A 23,074-nucleotide genomic window follows, 5' to 3' on the forward strand; every position below is an offset into this window, starting at 1 on the left:
CGTATAAGCTGCCAGGTCCTCATGCAGGAGTGACTACTGCAGAGGATGCGGTTGGTGTGGGCTTGAGATCAGCCCTGCTCGGGCCACTTTTCGCGGGGCGCCACGAACGTTCCCCGGCCCTGGATGGTGATCACCCAGCCTTCCTCGCGTAGGAGCTCCATCGCACGGCGTACCGAGCCGCGGGCAATGCCGTGCTCCTGCTGCAACGAGCTCTCCGATGGCACCGTCTGACGTTCTTTCAGATCACCCACCCTGATCCTCTCCCTGATGATTCGTGCCAACTGCTCGTAGATGGGTGTGGGATCCAGCTGGTCAACCGTCATGGCCAGCACGCTAAGCACGAGCCCGGTGCCGTGCGGGCTGTTCAGGTTAACAGAGCGTTTCGCCGAGGTCGTGGAGGGAGGGTTCGGCGACCGTGACGTGGTGGGCGGCGGGTCCTCGCCGGGTCTGAGCTGGTGCCGGGTCAGTGGTGGGTGGGGGTACGCCAGGGGGCTTGGTAGGCCCATTGCCAGGCGAGTTCGAGGGGGCCGCGGGGGAAGCGGCGGAGCCATGCGGTGGACAGGGTCGTGAAGAGGAGGCAGATGGTGGCCCAGGCCAGGGGGATCCACCAGGGGCGGGCGAGGTCCAGGCGGGTCGCCAGGCCCAGGCCCCAGCCGTAGCATAGAGCGGCGGCCGCCAGGTTCTGGAAGACGTAGCAGGACAGGGCGGTGCGGCCGACGTTGGTGATGCCCTTCAGGAGCGGGCCCGGAGGGCGGTACAGGAGGAGGGTGGTCAGGAAGGCGAGGAGGCCCAGGGCGACCAGCGGGGCGGCGAGGTAGCGGTCCACGGCGAACCAGGACGGGCCGGCGTACGAGGTGAGGAGGTTCAAGGGGATCCCGATGCCCAGCCCCATCGTGGACAGGCGGCGGCGCAGAACGGCCCCGCGGTCCTCGAAGAGGCCGGCGCGCAGGAGCAGGGTGCCCAGCAGGAACAGGACGACGCCCATCGGGATGATGAGGACCAGCTCCAGGCGGAACAGCAGGGCGTGGCCGAGGCGGAAGAGCACCTGGTCGGGCCAGCTTCCCTCGGTGTACAGGGGCGGGATCGTGCCCGTGCCCGTGGGCTGCTCGGCGGTGGCGGTGGCGGTGGCGGTGGCGGTGGCGGTGGACAGCAGGGCCAGGGTGAGCAGGGCCACCAGGGCGGCGTGCAGGGCGCCTGCCGCGATCATCCACGTCCTGATGGTGCGGTCGCTGCGGCCGATCAGGTACGCGACCAGCATCGACGTGATCGCGTACCCCATGAGCACGTCGAACTCGAAGATCAGGACGAAGTGCAGCGTGCCCTCCACCAGGAGCAGCGCCGCCCGCCACAGGTAGCGGCCCGGCCAGCGCAGGCCCCTGCGGACCGCGCCGCGGTACTGCAGCTCCATCCCGATGCCGAACAGCAGCGTCAGCAGGCCCAGGAACTTCCCGTTGGACAGGAAGCGCAGGAAGGTCTCCGCGGCCCCGCCCGCGCCGGCGAGCCCGGCGCCGCCGGAGGTCAGGACGCCGAGCGGACCCGCCGGGTCGGTGAAGATCCAGATGTTGGTGCCGAGCGTGCCCATGATCGCGATGCCGCGCAGCGTGTCCAGAGCGTCGATACGTTTTCCCACACCGTCCAGCCTCGCCGGGCCCGATGCCTCTGACCTCGTCTTATGAGAGGAGATCGGCCGTACATCGATCGATGTATCTCAGTTGCGGGCGGTGGCGGGGCACTGGTTGGGTCGGTCGGATGAGTGCGATCGACGAGCTGATCCGCCCGGATCGTTATCCCCGTTCGTCCGGGTACGATCCGCGCTGGCTCCTCGGGCTCGACATGGGCCCCAACCCGCTGTGGATGCTGGAGGACCTGACCGCCGAGCTGGACCTGCGGCCCGGGATGCGCGTGCTCGACCTGGGCTCCGGGAAGGGCGCGACCTCGGTCTTCCTGGCCAGGGAGTTCGGGGTGCGGGTGGTGGCGGCCGACTGGTGGGTTCCCGCGGAGGAGGCCGCGGAGGTCTTCGCCGGGGCGGGCGTCGGGGAGCGGGTGGAGGCGGTGCGGGCCGAGGCGCGGGCGCTGCCGTTCGAGCACGGGAGCTTCGACGCCATCGTGAGCGTGGACGCCTTCGAGTACTTCGGGACCGACGACCACTACTTTCCCTACCTGGCGCGGTTCCTGCGGCCGGGCGGGCGGCTCGGCATGGCCACCGTCGGCATGACGCGGGAGGTGCGCGAGCTGGGCGCGATTCCCGCCCACATCAAGGCCGTCGTCGGGTGGGAGGCGATCGCCTGGCACACCGCCGAGTGGTGGCGGTTCCAGTGGGAGATCACCGAGCTGGTCACCGTCACCTCGGCCCGGTTGCAGGAGGGCGGGTGGCGGGACTGGCTGCTGTGGACGCGGGCCCTGATGGAGCATCAGGGGGAGGCGGGCGCGGCGCAGCGGCCCGTGCTCGACATGTTGGAGGCCGACCGAGGGGAGTTTCTGTCGTTCGCGCTGATCACCGCCGAGAAGAGGTAGTGGACGGGCGGGTCGGGTGCCTTGCCGCCTCGGCGGGGGTCGGCGATGCTGTGGGCGAGGCTTTCGTGAAGGTCGGCTCCCCGAGGGGCACGCATGGGCTCCGGTTCCTGGTACGTCGTCGGTCTCGACAACGGCGGTAGCGCCAACAACGCGACCGTCCTCGACTCCTCGGGGCGTTTCCTCGTCCAGGGGATGATGGAGTCCCCCAGCCGGGTCAGGGAAGGGCCGAAGGCGGCGCTGCGGGCGCTCGCGGACGCCATGGAGCAGGTGCTGGCGGCCACCGGCGTGCCGCGCCCGGCGGTCGCGGGGGTCGGGCTGGACACGCCCGGCCCCGCCAGCGCGAACGGCGTCATCTCGTCCCGGGGCTCGACGAACTTCCTGCACCCGGAGTGGGCGGGGTTCGACATCCGCACGGCCCTGGAGGACCTGCTGGGGTTGCCGGTCGTCTACAGCAACGACGCCAACGCGGCGGCGCTCTACGCCCACCACGTCTACTTCGGTCCCGAGGAGGCCGGGCGGCGGTCGTCGGTGTCGGCGATCGTGGGGACCGGGCTGGGCGGCGGGGTGGTCGAGTCCGGGCAGATCGTACGGGGCGCCGCGGGCATGGCCGGGGAGCTGGGGCACATCCCGCTCCCGTCCAGCGGGCTGCTGGAGGACGGGCAGGCGTTACCGGCGTGCAACTGCGGCAACGTGTGCGACGTCGAGAGCGTCGCGTCGCTGACCGGCATCGAGAAGAACCTGCTCCCCCACTGGCTGGCCCGCCATCCGGACCACCCGCTGGCCGCCGAGCCGCTGCCGGTGGCGGCCAGGCTGCTGCGCGGCTACGCCGAGCGCGCCGACCCCCTCGCGTTGGGCGTCTTCGAGCAGCAGGCCAGGGCGCTCGGGATGTTGTTCACCATCGCGGCCAACTTCACCGATCCGCACGCCTACTTCCTGGGTGGCGGCGTGGTGGCGGCCGAGGCCCGCTTCCGCGACTGGATGCTGGAGCGGGTGCGCGCGCACACGGTGCTCCGGGCCGAGCAGCGGGAGGCCACGGTCTTCGCCCTCGTGCCCGATCTGGACATGGCGGGCGCGCGCGGCGCGGCCATCGCGGCCCGCGAGGCCGTCACCGCCCGGCCCGGACCGGCATCGACGCGCGGATTGACCTCAAGTTAGCTTGAGGTTGAAGACTGGTGAGGACGACAAGGATTCTCGATGAAAGGTGGTCGTCCTCATGCGTGCGATTCAGGTGGCGGCGTTCGGCAGTCCGGAGGTGCTGACGCCCGTGGAGGTGCCCGATCCGGTGCCCGGGGCCGGGCAGGTGGTGGTCGGGATGACCGTGGCGGACGTGATCTTCCTGGACACCCTGTTGCGGAGCGGGTGGGGGCAGGAGATCTTCCCCCGGGAGCTGCCGTACGTGCCGGGTGGCGGCGGGGCCGGTGAGGTCGTGGCGGTCGGCGAGGGCGTGGACCCGGCCTGGGTGGGGCGGCGGGTGGTCGTGCGCTCCTCCACCGGGTACGCCGAGCGCGTCGTCGCCGGCGTCCAGGAGATCATGGCGATCCCGGACGGGCTGGACGACGAGACGGCCGCGGCGCTGGTCCACGACGGCGTGACCGCGCTCAACATGGACCGGCGGGGCGCCCCGGAGAAGGGCGAGTGGGTGCTGGTGTCGGCGGCGGCCGGCGGGGCCGGGTCGCTGCTGGTGCAGCTCGCCGCCGACGCCGGGGCACGGGTGGTGGCCGCCGCGTCCAGCGACGACAAGCTGGCGCTGGCCCGCGGGCTGGGCGCGGAGGCCGGCGTCGACTACACCCGGCCGGACTGGGTCGAGCGGGTACGGGAGATCACCGGCGGCGGAGCGGCCCTGGTCTACGACGGGGCGGGCGGGCCGGTCGGGACGGCGGCCCTGGAGGCGGTGGCCGACGGCGGGCGGTTCGTCACCTACGGCACCAGCAACGGTTTCGCCGCCCCCGACCAGGAGGAGGCCGCGCGCCGGGGCATCCGGCTGGTGTTCCCGCTGATGGAGGGCCCGCCGGACCAGGAGACCGTGCGCGAGCTGCTGGACCTGGCGCTGCGGCGGGCCGGGGAGGGGCGGCTGCGCCCGGCGGTCGGCGCCACGTACCCGCTGGAGCGGGCCGCCGACGCGCATCGCGCGCTGGCGGCCCGCACCACGGTGGGCAAGTCGCTGCTGCTGGTCAGGGCGTGATCGTGCCGACGCCCGCGCCGGCCTGCACCCTGGCGGGGACGGTGGCGGGGTCGTCCAGCGTGTACGGGTAGTAGGTGCCGGGCTCGACCACGGTGCCCGCCGTCTCCGGAGCGCCGGAGTTCACGTACAGGTTGCGGCGCTCCACGACCCGGCCAGGGGCGCTCTCGGAGTAGCCGACGTGGATGGGGTGGGCGACGTTCTCGAAGTAGTTGCCCTCGGCGAGGACGCCCGCGTTCTCGGTGGAGGCGATGCCGTACAGCGAGTTGTTCCGGTAGTAGTTGTTGTAGACGTGGACCGGCTCGCCGAAGCGGGCGCGGGGGTGGCGCTGGTCGGTGCCGTCGAAGAAGTTGTGGTGGTAGGTGACCCGCAGCTTGCCGATGTCGGCGGTGTAGTTGTCGGAGTGGCCGAGCAGCATGGTCTTGCTGTGGTGGTGGAACCTGTTCCAGGAGACCGTGACGTAGTCGGACTCGCGCTTGATGTCGAGCAGGCCGTCGTAGCCGTTGGACAGGTCGTTGTGGTCGATCCACACGTGGTGGGCCTTGTTGGTGACGCTGATGGAGTCGTCCGAGGCGCCGGTGAACGTGATGTTGCGGATGATCACGTTGTTGCCGGGACGGGTCGTGGAGCCGAGCTGGAGGCCGCCGCCGGTGATCTCGGCGGTGGCGCCGACGCCGAGGATGCTCTTGTCGGCGACCACGGTGATCATGCCGCTGATCTGGATGCGGCCGGAGATGCGCAGGACGTACGGCGTGTTGCGGCCGGCGTAGTCCTTGAGCTGGGCGCCGGTGGTGATGGTGACCTCCGGGCCGCCCGCGCCGCCGGTGGTGCCGTTCCGGCCGAGGGCGTTCACGGCGGCGAAGCCGACGAGAGCCGGGTCGGCGGCGGAGACAGCGGCGGAGGCAGCGACGCGGACAGCGGCGGAGGGAGGGACGGAGGCAGCGGCGGCGGGGGCCGAGAACGCGGTGGCGAGCAGGGCAGCCGCCGCCGCCAGGACGCGTGACACCATGGACGCTCCTCAGATCTTGCCGACCCCGGCACCGGCCGGGACGACGGTCGGGACGGAGGCGGCCGGATCGGCCGTGTAGGGATAGTAGGTGCGCGGGTCCGGCACCGTGCCGCGCGTCTCGATCGCGTGGTTGCAGTCCACGAGGATGTTGTCGCGCTGGACGATGCGGCCCAGGTCGCCGCTGAAGTCCACCCGGCCGGGGTTGTTGACGCTGAAGAAGTAGTTGCCCTCCATCAGTACGGCCGCGTCGTAGGTGGAGGCGACGCCGTAGCTGTTGTCCCGGTAGTAGTTGTTGTAGACGTGCGCGAGCGCCGAGAAGCGGACGCGCGGATGGCGCTGGTCGGAGGCGTCGAAGTAGTTGTGGTGGTAGGTGACCCGCAGCCGGCCGATGTCCTGGGGGCCGGCGTCCTCGTCGTGGCCGAGGAGCAGGGTCTTGTCGTGGTCGTGGAAGCGGTTCCAGGAGACGGTGACGTAGTCGGAGCCGCGCTTGATGTCCACGGCGCCGTCGTCGCCGTTGGACAGGTCGTTGTGGTCGATCCAGATGTGGTGGCTGAACATCTGGACGTTGATCAGGTCGTCGGTGGCGTCCCTGATCGACAGGTTGCGGATGATGACGTTGTGGACGGCGTTCGCCGGCGGGGAGGTCACCGCGTCGTTCACCGGCAGGCCGATGTTGAGCCCGCCGCCGACCAGGGCGGCGTTGCCGCCGAGGCCGACGATCGTCTTGTCGGAGGTCACGTCGTGCATGCCGTCGGTCGAGCCGGTGGGCAGCGTGATGGTGCCGCTGACCTGGATGACGTACGGGCCGGGGCGAGCGATGGAGTCGAGGAACTGGGCGGTGGTGGTGACGGTGACCGTGGGGCCGCCGGCACCGCCGGTGGTGCCGTTCCGGCCGAGGGCGTTCACAGTGGCGAAGCCGACGGGGCCCGAAGCGACATCGGCCCCGGTAACAGCGGCTCCAGTGACAGCGGCCCCGGTGACAGGCGTGAGGGCGGTGAGCAGGGCGGCCGTGGCCGCCAGGCGGAGCACCATGGCGGTCCCCCTCAGATCCTGCCCACGCCGGAGCCGGCCGTGACGGCCGCCTTCACGGTGCCCGGGTCGTCGAGGGTGTAGGCGTAGTAGCCGCTCGGCTCCTGGACGGTGCCGCTGCAGTCGGGCGTGCCCGACTCGTCCACGAAGACGTTGTTCCTGGCCACGCAGCGCCCGGCGGGGCCGGCGTAGTGGTTGCTGACCGGCTCCTCGACGCGCTCGAAGTAGTTGCCCTCGACCACGCAGCCGGCGTTCGCCTGGCAGGCCACGCCGACGTCGGTGTTGTAGACGTAGTAGTTGTTGTAGACGTGCACGGGCTCGCCGAAGCGCACGCGCGGGTTGCGCTGCGGGGTGCGGTCGAACCAGTTGTGGTGGTAGGTGACCTTCAGCCGGCCGACGTCCTGGGCGGCGTTGGAGTCGTCGTGGCCGAGGAGCATGTTCTTGGTGTGGTCGTGGGTGTGGTTCCAGGAGACGGTCACGTACGAGGAGCCGCGCTTGATGTCGATCAGGCCGTCGTAGCCGCCGGCCAGGTCGTTGTGGTCGATCCAGATGTGGTGGCTGAACATCTGGACGTTGATCGAGTCGTCGGTGGCGCCGCGGAACGACAGGTTGCGGATGATGACGTTGTGGACGGCGTTGGCCGGCGGGGAGGTCACCGCGTCGTCCACCGGCAGGCCGATGGTGAGCCCGCCGCCGGTGATGCCGGCGCCGGCGCCGATGCCGACGATCGTCTTGTCGGAGGTGACGTTGTGCATCCCGGCCGGGACGGTGATCGTCCCGCGGACGCAGATGTTCAGCGGGCCGCTCCGGCCGATGGCCGCGATCAGCTCGCCTGCGGTGTCCACCTCGACGGTCGGGCCGCCCGCGCCGCCCGTGGTGCCGTTCTGGCCCCAGGCGTCGACGGCGGCGAAGCCGGTGGGCGTGCCGGAGGCCGAGCAGGTGCCGGGCGGGACGGTCGGGGTGGTCGGCGGGTCGGTCGGCTCCTCCGTGGGGCCGCCGACGTCGGTCACCAGCACGTCGTCGAAGGTGGCGGCGGCGTAGTAGCCGGCCAGGCCGGCGCGGCCGGAGCCGAGCGAGCCGTCCGTGGCGGTGACGACCTGCACGTGGTCCACGAAGCCGCGCAGCGTGCTGCCGAACGCCTCCAGCCGCAGCGTGTGCCAGGTGCCGGCCGGAGCCGTGGCCGTGCCGGTGGCGAGCGTGACGGGCGCCCCACCGGTCCGCTTGCCGAGGACGACCGTGCCCGCGTCGCCCAGCCCGAGGTAGTAGTAGCTGCTGGTGCTCTGGGCCCGGGCCAGCACCGCGACGTGCCGCCCCGAGCCGTTGAACGCCAGTGGCTTGACCCTGGCCTGCACCGCCTGGTCGGACCAGCCCGCGCCGGCCAGCGCGCGGGCGTCGGCGCTGGTGCCGGACTGGCGGTAGGCGCGGGAGCCGTCGGTCACCAGCGACCAGCTTCCGCCGGAGCGCGACCAGTCGGTCACGTTGCCGTCCTCGAAGTCGTCGCTGAACAGCGTCGCGGCGGACGCGCCGCCGGGTGCCACGAGCAGCACCAGCGCCGCGGCGGCGGTCGTGAGCGCCGTGGTGAGTGCCGTGGTGGTCAGGGCGAGCGCCAGGCGGGTCTTGCGAGCTTTGCTTCTGCGCACCGTGAAGCCTCCGGTCGGGATGGCGTCGGCGCGAGGCGCACGCGCGCGCACGCGCGGGATCCGCGCCGATCGCAGGGGGTGGAGCCGGAACCGTGAACGGGGGTCCCTTACTGGCTGTGGTGTTGCGCGGTCACTCGCGAGCTTCACACCTTTATGCAACCGATTGTTAGGCGCGTCAATCCGTACGGTGTGCAGTTTTGTTGCAGAGATCGGCAGGCCCGGACGGCGATCGTGCAAGCGATTGTAGAACGTGACGCCGCCCGGGCGGGCTCACCTGAGCGGGAGCGGGGGCTCGGCGCCCTGGCGGGGGCCGAAGATGCGGCGCTCGGACTCCTCGATGCGCACGTCGTTGATGCTGGCCTCGCGGCGGCGCATCAGGCCGCGCTCGTCGAACTCCCACTGCTCGTTGCCGTAGCTGCGCCACCACTGGCCGGTGGCGTCGCGGCACTCGTACTGGAAGCGCACGGCGATGCGGTCGCCGAGCACCGCCCACAGCTCCTTGCGCAGCGCGTAGTCCAGCTCCCTGTCCCACTTGCGGCGCAGGAACGCCCGGATCTCGTCGCGGCCCCGGAGGAACTCGCCGCGGTTGCGCCAGACGGAGTCCTCCGTGTACGCCTGCGCGACGCGGTCGGGGTCGCGGGTGTTCCAGGCGTCCTCGGCGGCCTGCACCTTGGCGCGGGCGCTCTCCTCGGTGAACGGCGGGACGGGCGGGCGGGTCATCGGGCCTCCTCGGCGGGGCAGCGGAGAACGAGCGTTCTCTCGTAGCCTAGAGAACGACCGTTCTCAACCGCAAGGAGGGTCATGGAACACGCGGAACGGGTCCTCGCCGCGGCCGGCGAGCTGTTCTACCGGCGCGGCGTGCGCGCGGTCGGCATGGACGAGGTCCGGGCCGCCTCCGGCGTGTCGCTCAAGCGGCTCTACCAGTGCTACCCCTCGAAGGAGGCGCTGGTGGTGGCCTACCTGGAGCGGCGGGACGAGCGCTGGATGGCCGCGCTCACCGGCTACGTCGCCGCCCGCCCCGACCGCGTCCAGGCCGTCTTCGACTGGCTGGAGCGGTGGTTCGGCGAGGACGGCTTCCGCGGCTGCGGCTTCGTCAACGCCTACGGCGAGCTCGGCGCCGACTCCGCCGCCGTCCGCGACGTGGTGCGCCGGCACAAGGAGCGGTTGCGCGGCTACCTGCGCAGCCTGGCCGCCGAGGCGGGGGCGGCCGACCCCGAGCTGCTGGCCGGGCAGCTCCTCGTGCTCGTCGAGGGCGCCACCGTCACCGCCATGACCGGCCCTCCGGAGGCGGCGACGGCCGCGGCACGGGCGGCGGGCCTGGCCGCCGCCGCGCTCACGGGGGCGGGGCCTGGCCGGGCAGCACCTTGTCCAGGGTGATCGGCAGGTCCAGGACCCGCCTGCCGGTGGCGTGCCGGACCGCGTTCGCGACCGCCGCCGCCACCCCGGTGATGCTCACCTCGCCGATGCCGACCAGCCCCAGCGGGGTCCTGGGGTCGGGCTCGTCGAGGTAGTGGATGTCGATGCGGGGCACGTCGGCGTGGACCGGCACGTGATAGTCGGCCAGGCCCGGGTTGACGATCCTGCCGGTACGCGGATCGACCAGCGTCTCCTCCGACAGCGCCATGCCGAGCCCCATGACGATCCCGCCCCGGAGCTGGCTGGCCGCCGTCTTGGCGTTGATCACCCGGCCGACGTCGAAGACGCCGAGCCAGCGCGACACCCGGATCTCGCCGGTGTCCCGGTCCACCCGCACCTCGCAGAAGTGCGCCCCGCACGCCGCCTTCATCCAGCGCCGGTGCTCCAGCAGGGTCCTGGCCATGAACAGCGGCATGCTGGGCTTGACCTCGGCCGTCACGTGGTCGCGGCCCGCCCGCGCGAGGATCGCGGCGTAGCTCTCCCCCTCCGTGCCGTGGTACAGGCCGCCGTCGCGGGCCTCGACCCGCGCCGGCCGCCGCCCGCGCAGCGGCGAGCCGGGGGCGCGCCTGGCCAGGGCGAGCACCGAGCGCTTCAGCTTGTCGCAGGCGGCCAGCACGCCGCCGGCGACGCTCGCGGTCTGCGCCGAGCCGCCCGCGCCGGGCGCGTCCGGCAGGGCCGAGTCGCCGTACTCGACCCGTACCGACGACAGCGGCACGCCCAGCTCGTCGGCGGCGATCTGGGCCTGGACGGTCGCCGCGCCCATGCCCATCTCCTGCATCCCGCAGCGCACCACGACCCGGCCGTCCGCGCCGAGGCGCACGCTCACGCTCGCGGGCAGCACCAGCGACGGGTGGTACGCCGCCGCCATCCCCATGCCGACCAGCCACCGCCCGTCCCGCGTGGCTCCGGCGCGCGGGTCGCGCCCGCTCCAGCCGAACCGCTCGGCCCCCTCCGCGTACGCCTCCCGCAGCAGCCGCCGGCTGAGCCGCTGGCCGCCCACCGGGTCGCGCTCGGGCTCGTTGCGCAGCCGCAGCTCGACCGGGTCCATGCCGAGCTCCCAGGCCAGCTCGTCCATGGCCGACTCCAGCGCGAAGGTGCCGATGGCCTCGCCGGGCGCGCGCATGGGCGAGTTGGCCAGCAGGTCGAGCTGGACGACGTGCTGGCGCAGGTGGATGTTCGGGGCGGCGTAGAGGTGCCGGGTGGCGGCGGTGATCGGCTCGGCCATGCCGCCGGCCCGCCCGGTCCTGGAGACGCTGGTGTGGACGATCGCGGTCAGCCGCCCGCCGGCGTCCGCGCCGAGCGCGACCCGCTGCGTGCTGGGGGTGCGCCCGCCGACCGTGTGGTAGACGGCCGCCCGGCTGAGCGCCAGGCGCACCGGGCGGCCGACGGCCCGCGCGGCCAGCACCGCGAGCAGCGTCCCCGCCCACACCATGCCCTTGCCGCCGAACCCGCCGCCCACGTACGGCGACAACACCCGCACGTCCCGCTCCGGAACGCCGAACCGCATCGCGAGGTGCTTGCGCGTCCACGCGATGTTCTGGGTGCCCTCGTGGACGGTCAGCCGGTCGCCGTCCCACACGGCGACGGTGGCGTGCGGCTCGATGGCGTTGTGGTTGTAGGGCGGCGTGGTGAAGCGCAGGTCCACCTTGACCGGGGCGGCGGCCAGCGCCGCGGCCGCGTCGCCCTTGTCGGCCGCGGCGGGCTGGAGCGGGTTGCCCTTCTGCGGGACGGCGCCGGGCTCCTCGGCGGCGAAGTCCACGACGGCGGGCAGCTCCTGGTAGGCGGGCCGCACCAGCGTGGCCGCGTGCCGGGCGGCCTCCGGGGTCTCGGCGACCACGACGGCGACCGGCTGGCCGCTCCAGTGGACCTCGTCGGTGGCCAGGTAGTTGACCGACGTGGGCGAGACGAACGTGCTGAGGTCGAGGGCGCTGAAGGCGGGCGGCGGCTTCATGGGCGGCGCGTTCTCGTGGGTGAGGACGTCGATCACGCCGGGCACGGTCCTGGCCGCCGCCGGGTCGATCGCGGTGATGCGGCCGCGCGCGACGGTGGCGTGGACGAGCACGGCGTGGGCCAGGTCCGGGTAGTGGTGCTCGGCGGCGAAGCGGGCCTCGCCGGTGACCTTGGCGCGGCCGTCGAGCCGGTCCACCGGCCGCCCGACGTACGTCGCGGCGCCGGCGGCGCGCTCGCGCTCGGTCTCGGTCGTGGTCATGCCGTCTCCTCCCCGGTGGCCAGCTCGCGCAGCGTGGCCGTGATCGTGGCGCGCGCCAGGCCGGCCTTGAACGCGTTGCCGGGCCGTACGGTGGCGGGCGCCAGCTCGGCCTCGGCCGCCCGCAGGAACGCCTCCTCGTCGGCCGGCCCGCCGAGCAGCAGCCGCTCGGCCTGCCTGGCCCGCCACGGCGTGGTCGCCACGCCGCCCAGCGCCAGCCGGACCCCGGCCACGCTCCCGTCCCGCACCTCCAGCGCGGCGGCCACGGAGACCAGCGCGAACGCGTAGGAGGCCCGGTCGCGGACCTTGCGGTAGCGGGAGCGGGCCGCGAGCGGCGCGGGCGGCAGCTCGACCGCCGTGATCAGCTCGTCGGCGGCCAGCGCGGTCTCGACGTGCGGGGTGTCGCCGGGCGGCAGGTGGAACCCGGCGATCGGGATGCGCCGCACGCCGCGCACGCTGCGGGCCTCGACCTCGGCGTCCAGCGCGGCCAGCGCCACGCACATGTCCGACGGGTGGGTGGCGATGCAGCTCGCGCTGGTGCCCAGGATGGCGTGGGAGCGGTTGAAGCCGCCGAACGCGTCGCAGCCGGCGCCCGGCTCGCGCTTGTTGCAGGCCGCCTCGCGGTCGTAGAAGTACGGGCACCGGGTGCGTTGCAGCAGGTTGCCGCCCACGGTGGCCATGTTGCGGAGCTGGGCCGAGGCGCCGGCCAGGATCGCCTGGGCCAGCACCGGGTAGCGGGCGGCGACCCGGCGGTCGGCGGCCAGGGCGCTGTTGCGGACCAGCGCGCCGATCCGCAGGCCGCCGCCGGGCAGGTCGTGCACCTCGTCGAGGGGCAGCGCGGTGAGGTCCACGACGGTGGCGGGGCGCTCGATGCCCTCGCGCATGAGGTCGACGAGGTTGGTGCCGCCGCCGAGGAAGCGGGCGCCGGGGTCGGCGGCCACGGCCAGCACGGCCTCGTCCACGTCGGCGGGCTTGACGTAGGCGAAGGGCTTCACCGGGCCACGTCCTTGATGGCGTCCACGATGCCGTTGTAGGCGCCGCAGCGGCACAGGTTGCCGCTCATCCGCTCCCTGATCTCGGCCTCGGTGAGGGCGGCGGGGTCGGCGCCGGAGGCGGCGTGCTCGGCCAGCATGCCGATGGCCGAGCAGATCTGGCCGGGGGTGCAGTAGCCGCACTGCAGGCCGTCGTGGCGGACGAACGCCTCCTGGAGCGGGTGCGGGGTCACCCCCTCGACGGTGGTGATGTCCTTGTCGTCGTATTGGACGGCGAGGGCCAGGCAGGAGTTGATCCGCACGCCGTCGGCGAGGACCGTGCACGCGCCGCACGCGCCCTGGTCGCAGCCCTTCTTCACCCCCGTCAGGCCCAGCCGGTCGCGCAGCAGGTCGAGCAGGCTCGTCCAGGGCTCGACGTCGAGCTTCTCGTCGGCGCCGTTCACCCGCATCCGTATCTCGGTCACGGTCGGACGCTAACAGAACGGCGTCCGCTTAACAAGAGAACGGCGTTCTCTTAAGTCGGCCGTATGCTGGCAGCGACATGACGCGATCGGCTTTCCTCCGGGCCCGGCGGCCCGAGCACAAGGAGCAACGGCGGCAGGCGATCCTCGACGCCGCCCGCGAGCTCGCCGCCGCCTCCGGCGTGCGCAACGTCAGCCTGGGGGCGGTCGCGGAGGCGGTCGGCCTGGCGAAGTCCAACATCGTGCGTTACTTCGGCACCAAGGAGGAGATCTACCTCCAGCTCGCGGCCGAGGAGTGGCATGCCTGGGCGGCGGACGTCACCGCCCGCCTCCCCGCGGACAGGAACACGGCGGCGGTCGTGGCGGCGCTGGGCGAGACGCTGCTGGCGCGGCCGCTCTTCTGCGACCTGCTCAGCCACACCTCCACCAGCCTGGAACACAACGTCTCCGTCCCCGCCGCGCACGCCTTCAAGCGCACCGTGGTGGAGCTGGTCGCCGGGCTGGGCGCCCGGATCGCGCCGGTCACCGGCCTGACCGCGGTCGAGGCGACCGAGCTGGTCGGCGCCGCCACCGGCCTGGCCGGCATGCTCTACCCCGCCGCCAACCCGCCCCCCACGATGGCCCAGGTCTACGCCCAGGACCCCGAGCTGGCCGCCACGTGCCCGCCCTTCCTGCCCACGCTCGTCCGCGCGCTGCGCGCGCTCGCCGCCGGGCTGCCCACGCTGCGCTGAAAGTTTCAGCGGCGTCCAGCGCATTCGCGGCCCGGCGGGCCGAATCCTGTACATCGTGGCGGTTTCCCAGCACCGTGGCCTAACCGGTTAACACTGGAGAAGGGACCCCTATGAGCAGACCCATCGGGCTCGTGGCGGCGGCGCTCCTGTCGCTCCTCGTCTCGATGCTCGCCGCCCCGGCCCCCGCGCACGCCGCGGTCGGGCTGCGGGTCAGCGGCACCAGGATCGTGGAGGCCAACGGGAACGCGTTCGTGATGCGCGGGGTCAGCCACGCGCACACCTGGTACGCGAGCCAGACGAGCTCCTTCGCCAACATCAAGGCGCTGAAGGCCAACACCGTGCGCGTGGTGCTGAGCGGCGGCCGGTGGACGCCGAACGCCGCCTCCGACGTCGCCAACGTCGTCTCGCTGTGTCGGCAGAACCGGTTAATATGCGTGCTCGAAAACCACGACACCACCGGTTACGGCGAGCAGAGCGGCGCGTACACGCTGGACCAGGCCGTCACCTACTGGAACAGCGTCAAGAGCGCGCTCACCGGCACCGAGGACTTCATCGTCATCAACATCGGCAACGAGCCGTACGGCAACAACAACGTCTCCGGCTGGACCAGCGCGACCACCTCCGCCATCACCCGCATGCGCGGCCTCGGCTTCCAGCACCTGCTCATGGTGGACGCCCCCAACTGGGGCCAGGACTGGCAGTTCACCATGCGCGACAACGCCGCCGCGGTGGCCGCCGCCGACCCGCAGCACAACACCGTCTTCTCCATCCACATGTACGGCGTCTTCGACACGGCCGCCGAGATCACCGCCTACCTCGACGTCTTCCAGAGCGCGGGGCTGCCGCTGGTGATCGGCGAGTTCGGGTTCAACCACTCCGACGGCGACCCCGACGAGGACACGATCATGGCCCAGGCCCAGCAGCGGGGGATCGGCTACATCGGCTGGTCGTGGAGCGGCAACGGCGGCGGCGTCGAGTACCTCGACATGGTCACCAACTTCGACCCGGCCGCCCTGACCTCCTGGGGCCAGCGCATCTTCAACGGCGCGAACGGCATCGTGGCGACCTCGCGCGAGGCCACGTTCTTCAGCGGCGGCGGCACCGACACCACCCCGCCGACCACGCCGGGAACCCCGTCGGCCTCGAACGTCACCTCCTCCGGCGCCACCCTGACCTGGACGGCCTCCACCGACACCGGCGGCTCGGGCGTGGCGGGCTACGACGTCTACCGCGAGCAGGGCACGACCGACACGCTGCTCGGGGCGTCCGCCACCAACTCGATCACGCTGAGTGGGCTGTCGGCCGCCACCCAGTACCAGGTGTACGTGCGCGCCCGTGACGTCGCCGGCAACACCTCGGCGGCCTCGGCCACGACGACGTTCACCACGTTGCAGGGCGGCGGGACCGGCGGTTGCACGGCCGCCGGGACGGTCCAGAGCCAGTGGGGCGGCGGCTACGTGGTGCAGCCGGTCACGGTCACCAACACCGGCACCGCCGCCACCAAGGGCTGGACGGTCACCTTCACCCTGCCCGCCGGCCACACGCTCGCCGGCTCCTGGAACGCCACGGTGAGCGTCAGCGGCCAGACCGTCACGGCCAGGAACGCGGGCTACAACGGCACCCTGGCCCCGAACGCCTCGACCGGCTTCGGCTTCCAGGTCACCCGCCCGTCCGGCAACACCGCCACGGTCTCGTCCTACGCCTGCGCCGCCTCCTGAGGCGGCCACGCACGGGCCCACCGCTCCGTCGTCAGGCCAGCGCCTCCGACGGGGCGGTGAGGAGCGGGAACATCACCTCGACCCGGGTGCCCCCGCCCGGCTCGCCGCTCACCACGCAGATGCCGCCCAGCTCGGCCGCCCGCTCCCGCATCGAGCCGAGCCCGATCCCCGGCCGCACGCCCTCCGGCAGCCCCTTGCCGTCGTCGGCGACCAGCACCCGCAGCACCGACCGCTCCCGCTGGAGCACGATCCGCACGCCGGAGGCCGCCGCGTGCTTGCGCACGTTGGTCAGCGCCTCCTGGACGATCCGGTAGACGGCCACCTCGACGGCGGCCGGCAGGTCGCCCAGGTCGCCCTCGACCTCCACCTCGACCGCGAGCTCCGCCCCGACGGCGGGGTCCGGCGCGGGCTGCCCGGCCAGGTCGCGCACCGCCCGCGCCAGGCCGAGGTCGTCGAGGGCGGGCGGGCGCAGGCCGTAGACCAGCTCGCGGATGTCGCCGGTGACGGCGGCCATCCCGGCGTGCAGCTCGCGCAGCAGCTCGTCGGCGGCCTCCGGGGAGCTCTTGAGGCTGAGCCTGGCCATGTTGATGGTCATGGCCATGGCCGAGAGGGTCTGGCCGAGCCCGTCGTGCAGGTCCCGGCGCAGCCGGCGGCGCTCCTCCTCGCGGGTGGTCAGGATGCGCTCGCGCGAGCGTTGCAGGTCGGCCGCCATCCGCACGGCGTGCGCCACGTCGGCCGCGTACGGGGTGAGCGTGGCCAGCACGCGCTCGTTGTGCGCGGCCGGGAACCGGCGCGGCCCCGGCGGCCCGACGAGCAGCCGCCCGACCCGCTCCCCGTGCCAGACCAGCGGCACCTCCCGGGGCCGCTCGCCCACCCGGCCGCTCTCGACGTAGCGGGGCTCGCCGTCGGCCACCTCGACGGCCACGCCCTCGACCGCGAGCCCGTCGCGCAGCACGCCGACCACCGAGGTCAGCGCGTTGGCCGGGTCGCCGCGCCGGACGGCCTGGGTGAGGCGCTCGGCCAGCACGGCCGGATCGCCGACGGCGCCGTACAGCAGCCGGTCCACGGCCCGTTGCAGCGCCCGGCGCAGCGGCTGGAAGAACGCCCCGGCGAACAGCGCGGCGGCCACCCCGGCGACCTGCCCGTAGCCGGAGACCACCAGGCCGGACAGCGCGCCCACGCCGAAGTACACCGCGCTGACCACGGCCACCAGCCCGGCCGCCACGAAGGCGCGGCTGATCACGGTGTCGATGCCGTAGAGCCGGTAACGCATGACGGAGAACGCCACGGCGAACGGGATCGCCGCCGCCCACACGATGGCCGTCCACATCAGGCTGTCGGTGAAGGACGCCGCGACCAGGAACACGATGTAGCCGGCGAAGGCCAGCAGCGGCCAGCCGATCTGCCGCCGCAGCACCGGGTCGGCGCCGCGCAGCCGCGTCGCCAGCGACAGCGCGGCCAGCGCCATCGCCGTGTAGATGCCGGTCCAGCCCACGGCCGCCAGCACGCCGCTGTACGGGCTCAGCGCCTCGACCGCCAGCGGGTTGGGGATGACCCGCGGGAACGGGTACCCGGCCGCCGGCGGCGGCTCCCTGAAGGTGTTGCGCACGAACGTGAGCGTGATGGACGCCCAGCCGAGCAGCAGCGCCGGCCGCCAGCGCGGCGAGGGCAGCCGCCCGTCGGGCGAGTACAGCGGCAGCAGCATGGTGAGCGTCAGCCCGCACACCGCCCAGCCGAGGTTCGCCGGCAGGCGCATCCAGCCGGCCAGGGCCAGGTCGCCGGCGGCGGCGGCGCGGAACATCAGCGCGTCCGCCAGGTCGCTGACCGCCGCCGCGAGCCCGCCGGCGCACATGAGCCAGGCCATGTTGAGCCGCGGCCGGTGCACGATCAGGAACGCGCCCACGGCGGGGAAGGTCAGGGCGACCGCGGACTGCGGGGTGACGGTCCGCTCCGGCGTCCACTCGGCCGGCAGCCCGGCCCAGACCAGCCAGGCCACGATCCCGAGCACCGGCGACACGGCCGCCACGGCCACGGCGAGCACCCGCGCGGGCGTGGCCCTCCGGACGTCGTCGGCGAGTTGGCCCATGTGCTCTCCGCCTCTCCGCTCCCCCGCGATCGGTGGCACGCGCTCGGTAGAACGCATTATGTCCTGGCCTCATGAACCCACAAGGCCAGGACAATATAGGCGCTACCGGACCGTGATAGTGGCCTTGGCGGGCACGGTCGCGCCCTGGACCTGCCCGTTCACGGTGAACGTGCCCGGCCGGGCGTATCGGTCGGGGTCGATCGCCTCCCACGTGACGGCCACCGAGCCCGGCGCGGGTGGTAGCCGACCGGCTCGTCCGGCACCGGGTCCGCGCCGGTGAACACCGGCATGCCCAGCTCGTCCCCCTCAGCCGACCGGCAGCCAGACGCGCATGGTCGCCGGGCCCCGGTTGCCCCACCGGTGGTACGGCACCAGCCGCAGCGCGGTGTCCGGCCCCGAGGGCTCCCCGTCCGGCGCGTCCCCGTACGGCCAGCCGGCCGGCTCCCCGCCGCCCAGCGACACGGGGACCTCCAGCTCCACCACCCCGTCCACGTGGTGCTCCACCGGCGGGGCCACCCGGGCGGCGACGTCGCCGAGCGGCGGCTCGTCGGCCACCGACTCCGCGCAGTAGACCAGCGGCCCGCGCTCCACGGCGGCGCTGCCGCGCAGCGCGTCGACGCGCCGGTGCGGGAACGTCCAGCGCGGCGTCATCGGCAGCTCCAGCCGCAGCTCGTCGCCGGGCCGCCAGGGGCCGTCGGCGCTCGCGTACCCCGGGCTCACCTCGCGGGTCACGCCGCCGCGCGCCAGCGTCGCGCCCTTCGCCCAGGCCGGGACGCGCAGCGCGATCCGCCCCCTGCCGCCCTCCAGCACCCGTACCGTCACCGCGCCGTCCCACGGGTACCCGGTCTCCACCCGGACCGCGAGCCCGCCGTGCCGGATCTCGGCCGGCGTCGGGTGGTGGACCTGGATGCCGTCCGCCGAGGACGTGGCCAGGTAGGCGGGCAGCGAGGCCAGCGTGCGGGCGACGTTGTGCGGGCAGCAGGAGACGTCGAACCAGGGCGAGCGCAGCCCGCCCTCCGGCGCGTGGTTCACCCCGTCGAGCGGCACCGCCGGCACCCGTACCTGGAGCGGGTTGGCGTAGAAGAACGAGCGGCCGTCCAGCGCGACGCCGGTGGCGAGCATGTTGTAGAGGGTGCGCTCGGCCAGGTCGGCGTAGCGCGCGTCGCCGGTGGCCAGCAGCAGCCGGTGCGCCAGCATGATCGAGGCGATGCTCGCGCAGGTCTCGTTGTAGGCGCGGTCCGGGGGCAGCTCGTAGTCCTCGCCGAACGACTCGTCGGCGTGGCGCGAGCCCATGCCGCCGGTCAGGTGGGTACGCCGGGCGACGGTCCGCTCCCACTGCGCCTCGACGGCCTTCAGCAGCTCCTCGTCGCCGGTCTCTACGGCCACGTCCACCACGCCGCAGGCCAGGTAGAGCGCCCGCACGGCGTGCCCGCGGAACACCTGGGCCTGCCGGACCGGCTGGTCGTCCTGGTAGTAGGCGCGGCCGAACGGGATGTCGGCGAGCGCGGGCAGGCCGCGGCGCTCGACGAAGCGGCGGGCCATCTCCAGATAGCGCTCGGCCCCGGTCGCCCGGTACAGCTCGACCAGCGCCATCTCGATCACCGGGTGCCCGCAGGTCTGCGTGCCCTCCATGAAGCGGCGGCACACGTGGTCGGCCGCCCGCGTCGCGACCCGGGTCAGGGTGTCCTCGCCGTGCGTGCGCAGCCGGGCCACCCCGGCCTGGATGAGGTGGCCGTAGCAGTACAGCTCGTGCCCCCACTCCAGGTCGGTGTAGCGGCTGCCGGTCCAGCGGGTGTTGAGGTAGCCGTCGCCCTCCTGCGCGCCCGCCACCGTCTCGGCCAGCGCGGGCAGCGCCGGATGGCCGGCCCAGGCCATGGCCTCCAGCAGCTTGTAGATCTCGGAGTCGCTGAACTCCCGGCCCCGGCGCGGGCGCTCGCCCCGGAAGTTGGGGATCCAGCCTTCGCGCTCGTCCCAGTCCAGGCAGTGGGCGATGGTGACCTCGCGGTTCAGCGCGGCCCGGTCGCCCCAGAAGCCGGGCGCGAGCCGTACGGAGTCGAGGCCGAGGGGGGACAGGACGCCCGATGAGGGCAGGACGGGGTTAGCCACGCAGAGCTCCTGACATGAATCCGCGCACGTAGTGGCGCTGCAGCACGATGAACAGGACGAGACAGGGGATGGCCATGACCATGACGCCGGCCTGGAGCATGCCGTAGTCGATGGCGCCGAACGTGCGCTGCGTCATGCTGACCACGGCCACCGGCAGCGTGAACGACGCGCCGTCGTTGAGCAGGATGAGCGGCGCGAAGAAGTCGTTCCACGAGGCGAGGAAGGCGAACAGCCCGACCGTGACCAGCGCCGGCCGCACCGCGTGCAGCAGGATGCGGGAGAACGCGCGGAACGTCCCGCAGCCGTCCACCAGCGCCGCCTCCTCCAGCTCGCGCGGCAGCGCCTCGAACGCGTTGCGCATCATGAACAGCGCGAACGGGAGCTGGAACATCACGAACACCAGCGACAGCCCGACCAGGGAGTTCTGCAGGCCGAGGTAGCCGAGCAGCACGTAGAGCGGGATGAGGATGGTCGCGTACGGCACCATGAGGATCGCCAGCGTGGCCAGGAACAACACGTTCTTGCCGGGGAAGTCGAAGCGGGCGAAGCCGTAGCCGCCGAGCGCCGAGACGACCAGCGTGCCCGCCACGGTCATGGCGGAGACCAGCACGCTGTTGGTCGCGTACGTGCCCACGCCCTCCCCGAAGCGGGCCATCTCCAGGTAGTTGGACGGGTCCTCCAGCGAGGCGTAGCCGCTCCACACCAGCGGGAACAGGAACAGCACCGCCAGCGCGGACAGCGTGAGGTACCGGCTCATCGCAGCCTCCGCATCATGAGCGTGTTGAGCCCGACGAGGGCCACGAGCAGCACGACCGACAGCGCCGCCGCGCCGCCGAGGTCGAAGCGGAAGAAAGCGTCCCGGTAGACGACCATGACCATGGAGACCGTGCTGTTGTCCGGGCCGCCGTTGGTGAAGACGAAGAACTGGTCGAAGGCGAGCAGCGAGCCGGTGACGCTGAGGATGAGCATCAGGGCCAGCGTGGGGCGCAGCAGCGGCAGCGTGATCCGGGTGAAGATCTGCCAGCGGCCGGCGCCGTCGCTGCGGGCGGCCTCGTACACCTCGGTGGGGATGGCCTGCAGCCCGGTGAGCAGGATGAGCATGTTGAACCCGGCGAAGCGCCAGATCACCAGCGCGATCGTGGAGAACAGCGCCATGCTGGGGGTGCCGATCCACTTGACCGGCTCGGTGGTGAGGCCGACCGCCCGGAGCATCGGGTCGATGGGGCCGAAGTCGTTGTTGAGCATGCCGTAGAACAGCAGCCCGGCCGCGGCGAAGCCGACCGCGCCCGGCAGGAAGAACGCGGTGCGGAAGAACCCGATGCCGGGCCGGCGCTCCTGCACCAGCAGGGCCAGGCCCAGCGCCACCCCCGACAGCAGGACGGTGGTGATCGCGGTGTACTTGAGCGTGAAGAGCACCGCGTCCAGGAAGAGCGGATTGTCGGCGATCTTGGTGTAGTTGTCGGGGGCGTTGAACGTGGCGCCGCCGAGCAGGGGCCAGCGGTTGAGCGACATCCAGACCACCAGCACCAGGGGCGCGACGAACAGCACGCCCACGATGACGGCGGTCGGCGCCGCGTACAGCCAGCCCTGGATCTTCCTGCTCCGCCACCGGGCGGCGGGCGCGCCGTGGGCCGCCCGCCGCCCGGACCGGGTCATCGTCAACGTCATGGTTGCAGCGACTTCGTGATCTCGGCGTTGAGCTGCGGCAGCTTGGAGGTGTCGCCGAAGACGGCCTCGCGGGCGAAGCGCAGCCACGGGCCCTGGGGGTCGTTGAAGGTCTGGCCGAAGCGCAGGGCGTACGGGGTCTGGCCCTTGGCCACCAGCGAGTTGATCAGCACCACGCGCGGGTCCTCGGCGGAGTACTTGTTGCCGGCCAGGTCGGTGCGGGCGAGCACGTCCTTGTTCTTGGCCATGACCTCCACCTGGGCCTGGTCGCCGACCGTCCAGGACACGAAGTCCCAGGCGGCGTCGGCGTTCCTGGTGGTGGAGCTGACGCCGATGGAGTCGCCGCCGACGAAGGTCGACTCGCCGCCGTCCGGGCCGGCGATGGGGGTGACGCCGATCCTCATGTCCTTGGGCATCAGGCCGAGCGTGGTCGAGGGCATCGGCATCACGCCGATCTCGCCCTTGGGGAAGAAGCCGGTCCAGGTCGGGCCCTGCTCCTCCTTGGCGGTCGGGCCGGTGGCCTTCTTCTCGTACAGCTCGCGGTAGATCCTGAAGACGTCGAGCATGGCGGGCCGGTCGTTGAGGGACTGGGTGCCCTCGGCGTTCATGACCTGGCCGCCGGCGGCCCAGACGGAGGGCCAGAACGTGAAGACGTAACAGCCGCCGCAGTTGCCGCCGAAGAACGTGCCGTGGACCTTGCCGTCCTCGCCCAGCTTCTCCTGGATGGTGGTGGCCTGCTGGGCGAACTCCTTCAGCGTCTTCGGCCCCTTCTCGGGGTCGAGGCCGGCCTTCTCGTACAGGTCCTTGTTCCAGAACCAGACCGACAGGTCGAGGGTGTGCGGCAGCGTGTACCTGCGGCCGTCGAGCGTGCCCAGCTTCATGTGCGAGGGCGCGAGCTTGTCCTTGAACGGCAGGGCCGCGATCCTGTCGGTGAGGTCCAGGAACAGGCCCTGGGAGGTGTAGTTCGGAACGAAGATGACATCGGCCGCGAACACGTCGGGGAGCTGCTTGGCACCGGCCGCGGCGGCGATGCGCGGCTGGTAGTTGTCCGTCGGGATGACGGTGAGCTTGACCTGGTTCTTGTGGGTCCTGTTGTACTCCTGGACCAGCCGCTCGCTCTGCGTCTGCGTGGCGGCGCGGGTCCACATCGTGATCGTCACGGGACCTTCCGCGGGCTGGGTGCCGCCGCCCCCGCTGCCGCCGCCGTTGCCGCAGGCCGCCGCCGTGAGCGCTAACACGCCGAGGAGGGAGATCCCGGCCAGCCTTCGTCTCATGATGTGCTCCTGGACTTAAAGGTTTTCGGAAACGTAGAAGAAACACGG

21 protein-coding genes are annotated in these 23,074 nt (G+C 72.6%); 6 read left to right on the forward strand and 15 right to left on the reverse strand.

The features are described 5' to 3' along the window. Positions 1 to 68: 68 nt before the first annotated feature. Positions 69 to 323: a GntR family transcriptional regulator gene (locus tag AB0H75_RS35280; RefSeq protein ID WP_367803978.1), complete on the reverse strand. Its 255-nt coding sequence runs from the start codon at positions 321 to 323 to the stop codon at positions 69 to 71. A gap of 140 nt (positions 324 to 463) precedes the next feature. Next, complete coding sequence (locus AB0H75_RS35285) at positions 464 to 1,630, reverse strand: DUF418 domain-containing protein (protein ID WP_367803979.1); 1,167 nt, start codon at positions 1,628 to 1,630, stop codon at positions 464 to 466. A 119-nt stretch (positions 1,631 to 1,749) separates the two neighbouring features. On the opposite strand from AB0H75_RS35285, the gene AB0H75_RS35290 reads away from it, so the two are divergent. The 3 genes from AB0H75_RS35290 (at position 1,750) to AB0H75_RS35300 (ending at position 4,696) form a co-directional block, all read left to right on the forward strand. Further along, positions 1,750 to 2,514 carry a cyclopropane-fatty-acyl-phospholipid synthase family protein gene (locus tag AB0H75_RS35290; RefSeq protein ID WP_367803980.1) on the forward strand — a complete coding sequence of 255 codons (765 nt, stop codon included), beginning with the start codon at positions 1,750 to 1,752 and terminating at the stop codon, positions 2,512 to 2,514. A 93-nt stretch (positions 2,515 to 2,607) separates the two neighbouring features. Beyond that, the gene (locus tag AB0H75_RS35295) at positions 2,608 to 3,669 is read left to right on the forward strand and encodes an ROK family protein (protein ID WP_367803981.1); all 1,062 of its coding nucleotides are present in this window, start codon (positions 2,608 to 2,610) and stop codon (positions 3,667 to 3,669) included. Between the two features lie 58 nt (positions 3,670 to 3,727). Next, a complete protein-coding gene (locus AB0H75_RS35300; RefSeq protein WP_367803982.1) occupies positions 3,728 to 4,696 on the forward strand; it encodes a zinc-binding dehydrogenase in 969 nt (322 codons plus the stop codon). Here the strand turns inward: AB0H75_RS35300 and AB0H75_RS35305 are convergent. The 4 genes from AB0H75_RS35305 to AB0H75_RS35320 form a co-directional block, all read right to left on the reverse strand. After that, the gene (locus AB0H75_RS35305; protein ID WP_367803983.1) at positions 4,686 to 5,702 is read right to left on the reverse strand and encodes a polysaccharide lyase family 1 protein; all 1,017 of its coding nucleotides are present in this window, start codon (positions 5,700 to 5,702) and stop codon (positions 4,686 to 4,688) included. The genes AB0H75_RS35300 and AB0H75_RS35305 overlap by 11 nt on opposite strands. Before the next feature lie 9 nt (positions 5,703 to 5,711). Further along, the gene (locus AB0H75_RS35310) at positions 5,712 to 6,734 is read right to left on the reverse strand and encodes a polysaccharide lyase family 1 protein (protein ID WP_367803984.1); all 1,023 of its coding nucleotides are present in this window, start codon (positions 6,732 to 6,734) and stop codon (positions 5,712 to 5,714) included. An 11-nt stretch (positions 6,735 to 6,745) separates the two neighbouring features. After that, on the reverse strand, positions 6,746 to 8,371 hold the full coding sequence (locus tag AB0H75_RS35315; protein ID WP_367803985.1) for a polysaccharide lyase family 1 protein: 1,626 nt from the start codon (positions 8,369 to 8,371) through the stop codon (positions 6,746 to 6,748). 270 nt (positions 8,372 to 8,641) lie between these two features. Then, positions 8,642 to 9,091, reverse strand: coding sequence for a nuclear transport factor 2 family protein (locus tag AB0H75_RS35320; RefSeq protein WP_367803986.1), 450 nt, complete (start codon positions 9,089 to 9,091; stop codon positions 8,642 to 8,644). Between the two features lie 81 nt (positions 9,092 to 9,172). On the opposite strand from AB0H75_RS35320, the gene AB0H75_RS35325 reads away from it, so the two are divergent. Further along, a complete protein-coding gene (locus tag AB0H75_RS35325) occupies positions 9,173 to 9,748 on the forward strand; it encodes a TetR/AcrR family transcriptional regulator (RefSeq protein ID WP_367803987.1) in 576 nt (191 codons plus the stop codon). Here the strand turns inward: AB0H75_RS35325 and AB0H75_RS35330 are convergent. From AB0H75_RS35330 to AB0H75_RS35340, 3 genes are read right to left on the reverse strand one after another with little or no spacing between them, the layout of a single operon-like run. Continuing rightward, entirely contained in the window at positions 9,705 to 11,996 is a 2,292-nt protein-coding gene (locus tag AB0H75_RS35330; RefSeq protein WP_367803988.1) for a xanthine dehydrogenase family protein molybdopterin-binding subunit, read from the reverse strand. The genes AB0H75_RS35325 and AB0H75_RS35330 overlap by 44 nt on opposite strands. After that, positions 11,993 to 12,988, reverse strand: a complete 996-nt coding sequence (locus tag AB0H75_RS35335) for a xanthine dehydrogenase family protein subunit M (RefSeq protein ID WP_367803989.1) — start codon at positions 12,986 to 12,988, stop codon at positions 11,993 to 11,995. Before AB0H75_RS35335 ends, AB0H75_RS35330 begins: the two co-directional genes overlap by 4 nt. Next, positions 12,985 to 13,434: a (2Fe-2S)-binding protein gene (locus AB0H75_RS35340; protein WP_367804128.1), complete on the reverse strand. Its 450-nt coding sequence runs from the start codon at positions 13,432 to 13,434 to the stop codon at positions 12,985 to 12,987. The genes AB0H75_RS35335 and AB0H75_RS35340 overlap by 4 nt, the downstream gene beginning before the upstream one ends. Before the next feature lie 92 nt (positions 13,435 to 13,526). Between AB0H75_RS35340 and AB0H75_RS35345 the strand changes: the two genes are divergently transcribed. Continuing rightward, complete coding sequence (locus AB0H75_RS35345; protein ID WP_367803990.1) at positions 13,527 to 14,177, forward strand: TetR family transcriptional regulator; 651 nt, start codon at positions 13,527 to 13,529, stop codon at positions 14,175 to 14,177. Between the two features lie 110 nt (positions 14,178 to 14,287). Further along, the gene (locus AB0H75_RS35350; RefSeq protein ID WP_367803991.1) at positions 14,288 to 15,895 is read left to right on the forward strand and encodes a cellulase family glycosylhydrolase; all 1,608 of its coding nucleotides are present in this window, start codon (positions 14,288 to 14,290) and stop codon (positions 15,893 to 15,895) included. A gap of 31 nt (positions 15,896 to 15,926) precedes the next feature. Here AB0H75_RS35350 and AB0H75_RS35355 read toward each other — a convergent pair whose 3' ends face one another. The 6 genes from AB0H75_RS35355 to AB0H75_RS35380 all read right to left on the reverse strand — a co-directional run bounded on the left by AB0H75_RS35355 (position 15,927) and on the right by AB0H75_RS35380 (position 23,026). Then, positions 15,927 to 17,981 (reverse strand): sensor histidine kinase, encoded by a 2,055-nt coding sequence (locus tag AB0H75_RS35355; protein WP_367803992.1) that lies wholly within the window; start codon positions 17,979 to 17,981, stop codon positions 15,927 to 15,929. 102 nt (positions 17,982 to 18,083) lie between these two features. Further along, positions 18,084 to 18,203, reverse strand: a complete 120-nt coding sequence (locus tag AB0H75_RS35360) for an Ig-like domain-containing protein (RefSeq protein ID WP_367803993.1) — start codon at positions 18,201 to 18,203, stop codon at positions 18,084 to 18,086. A gap of 84 nt (positions 18,204 to 18,287) precedes the next feature. Beyond that, a complete protein-coding gene (locus tag AB0H75_RS35365) occupies positions 18,288 to 20,087 on the reverse strand; it encodes a glycoside hydrolase family 127 protein (RefSeq protein ID WP_367803994.1) in 1,800 nt (599 codons plus the stop codon). Next, positions 20,080 to 20,844: a carbohydrate ABC transporter permease gene (locus AB0H75_RS35370; RefSeq protein ID WP_367803995.1), complete on the reverse strand. Its 765-nt coding sequence runs from the start codon at positions 20,842 to 20,844 to the stop codon at positions 20,080 to 20,082. Before AB0H75_RS35370 ends, AB0H75_RS35365 begins: the two co-directional genes overlap by 8 nt. Next, the gene (locus tag AB0H75_RS35375) at positions 20,841 to 21,755 is read right to left on the reverse strand and encodes a carbohydrate ABC transporter permease (RefSeq protein ID WP_367803996.1); all 915 of its coding nucleotides are present in this window, start codon (positions 21,753 to 21,755) and stop codon (positions 20,841 to 20,843) included. The genes AB0H75_RS35370 and AB0H75_RS35375 overlap by 4 nt, the downstream gene beginning before the upstream one ends. Then, on the reverse strand, positions 21,752 to 23,026 hold the full coding sequence (locus AB0H75_RS35380) for an ABC transporter substrate-binding protein (protein ID WP_367803997.1): 1,275 nt from the start codon (positions 23,024 to 23,026) through the stop codon (positions 21,752 to 21,754). Before AB0H75_RS35380 ends, AB0H75_RS35375 begins: the two co-directional genes overlap by 4 nt. Positions 23,027 to 23,074 lie beyond the last annotated feature (48 nt).

The organism is Nonomuraea sp. NPDC050783 (assembly GCF_040802095.1).
Taxonomy (GTDB): domain Bacteria; phylum Actinomycetota; class Actinomycetes; order Streptosporangiales; family Streptosporangiaceae; genus Nonomuraea.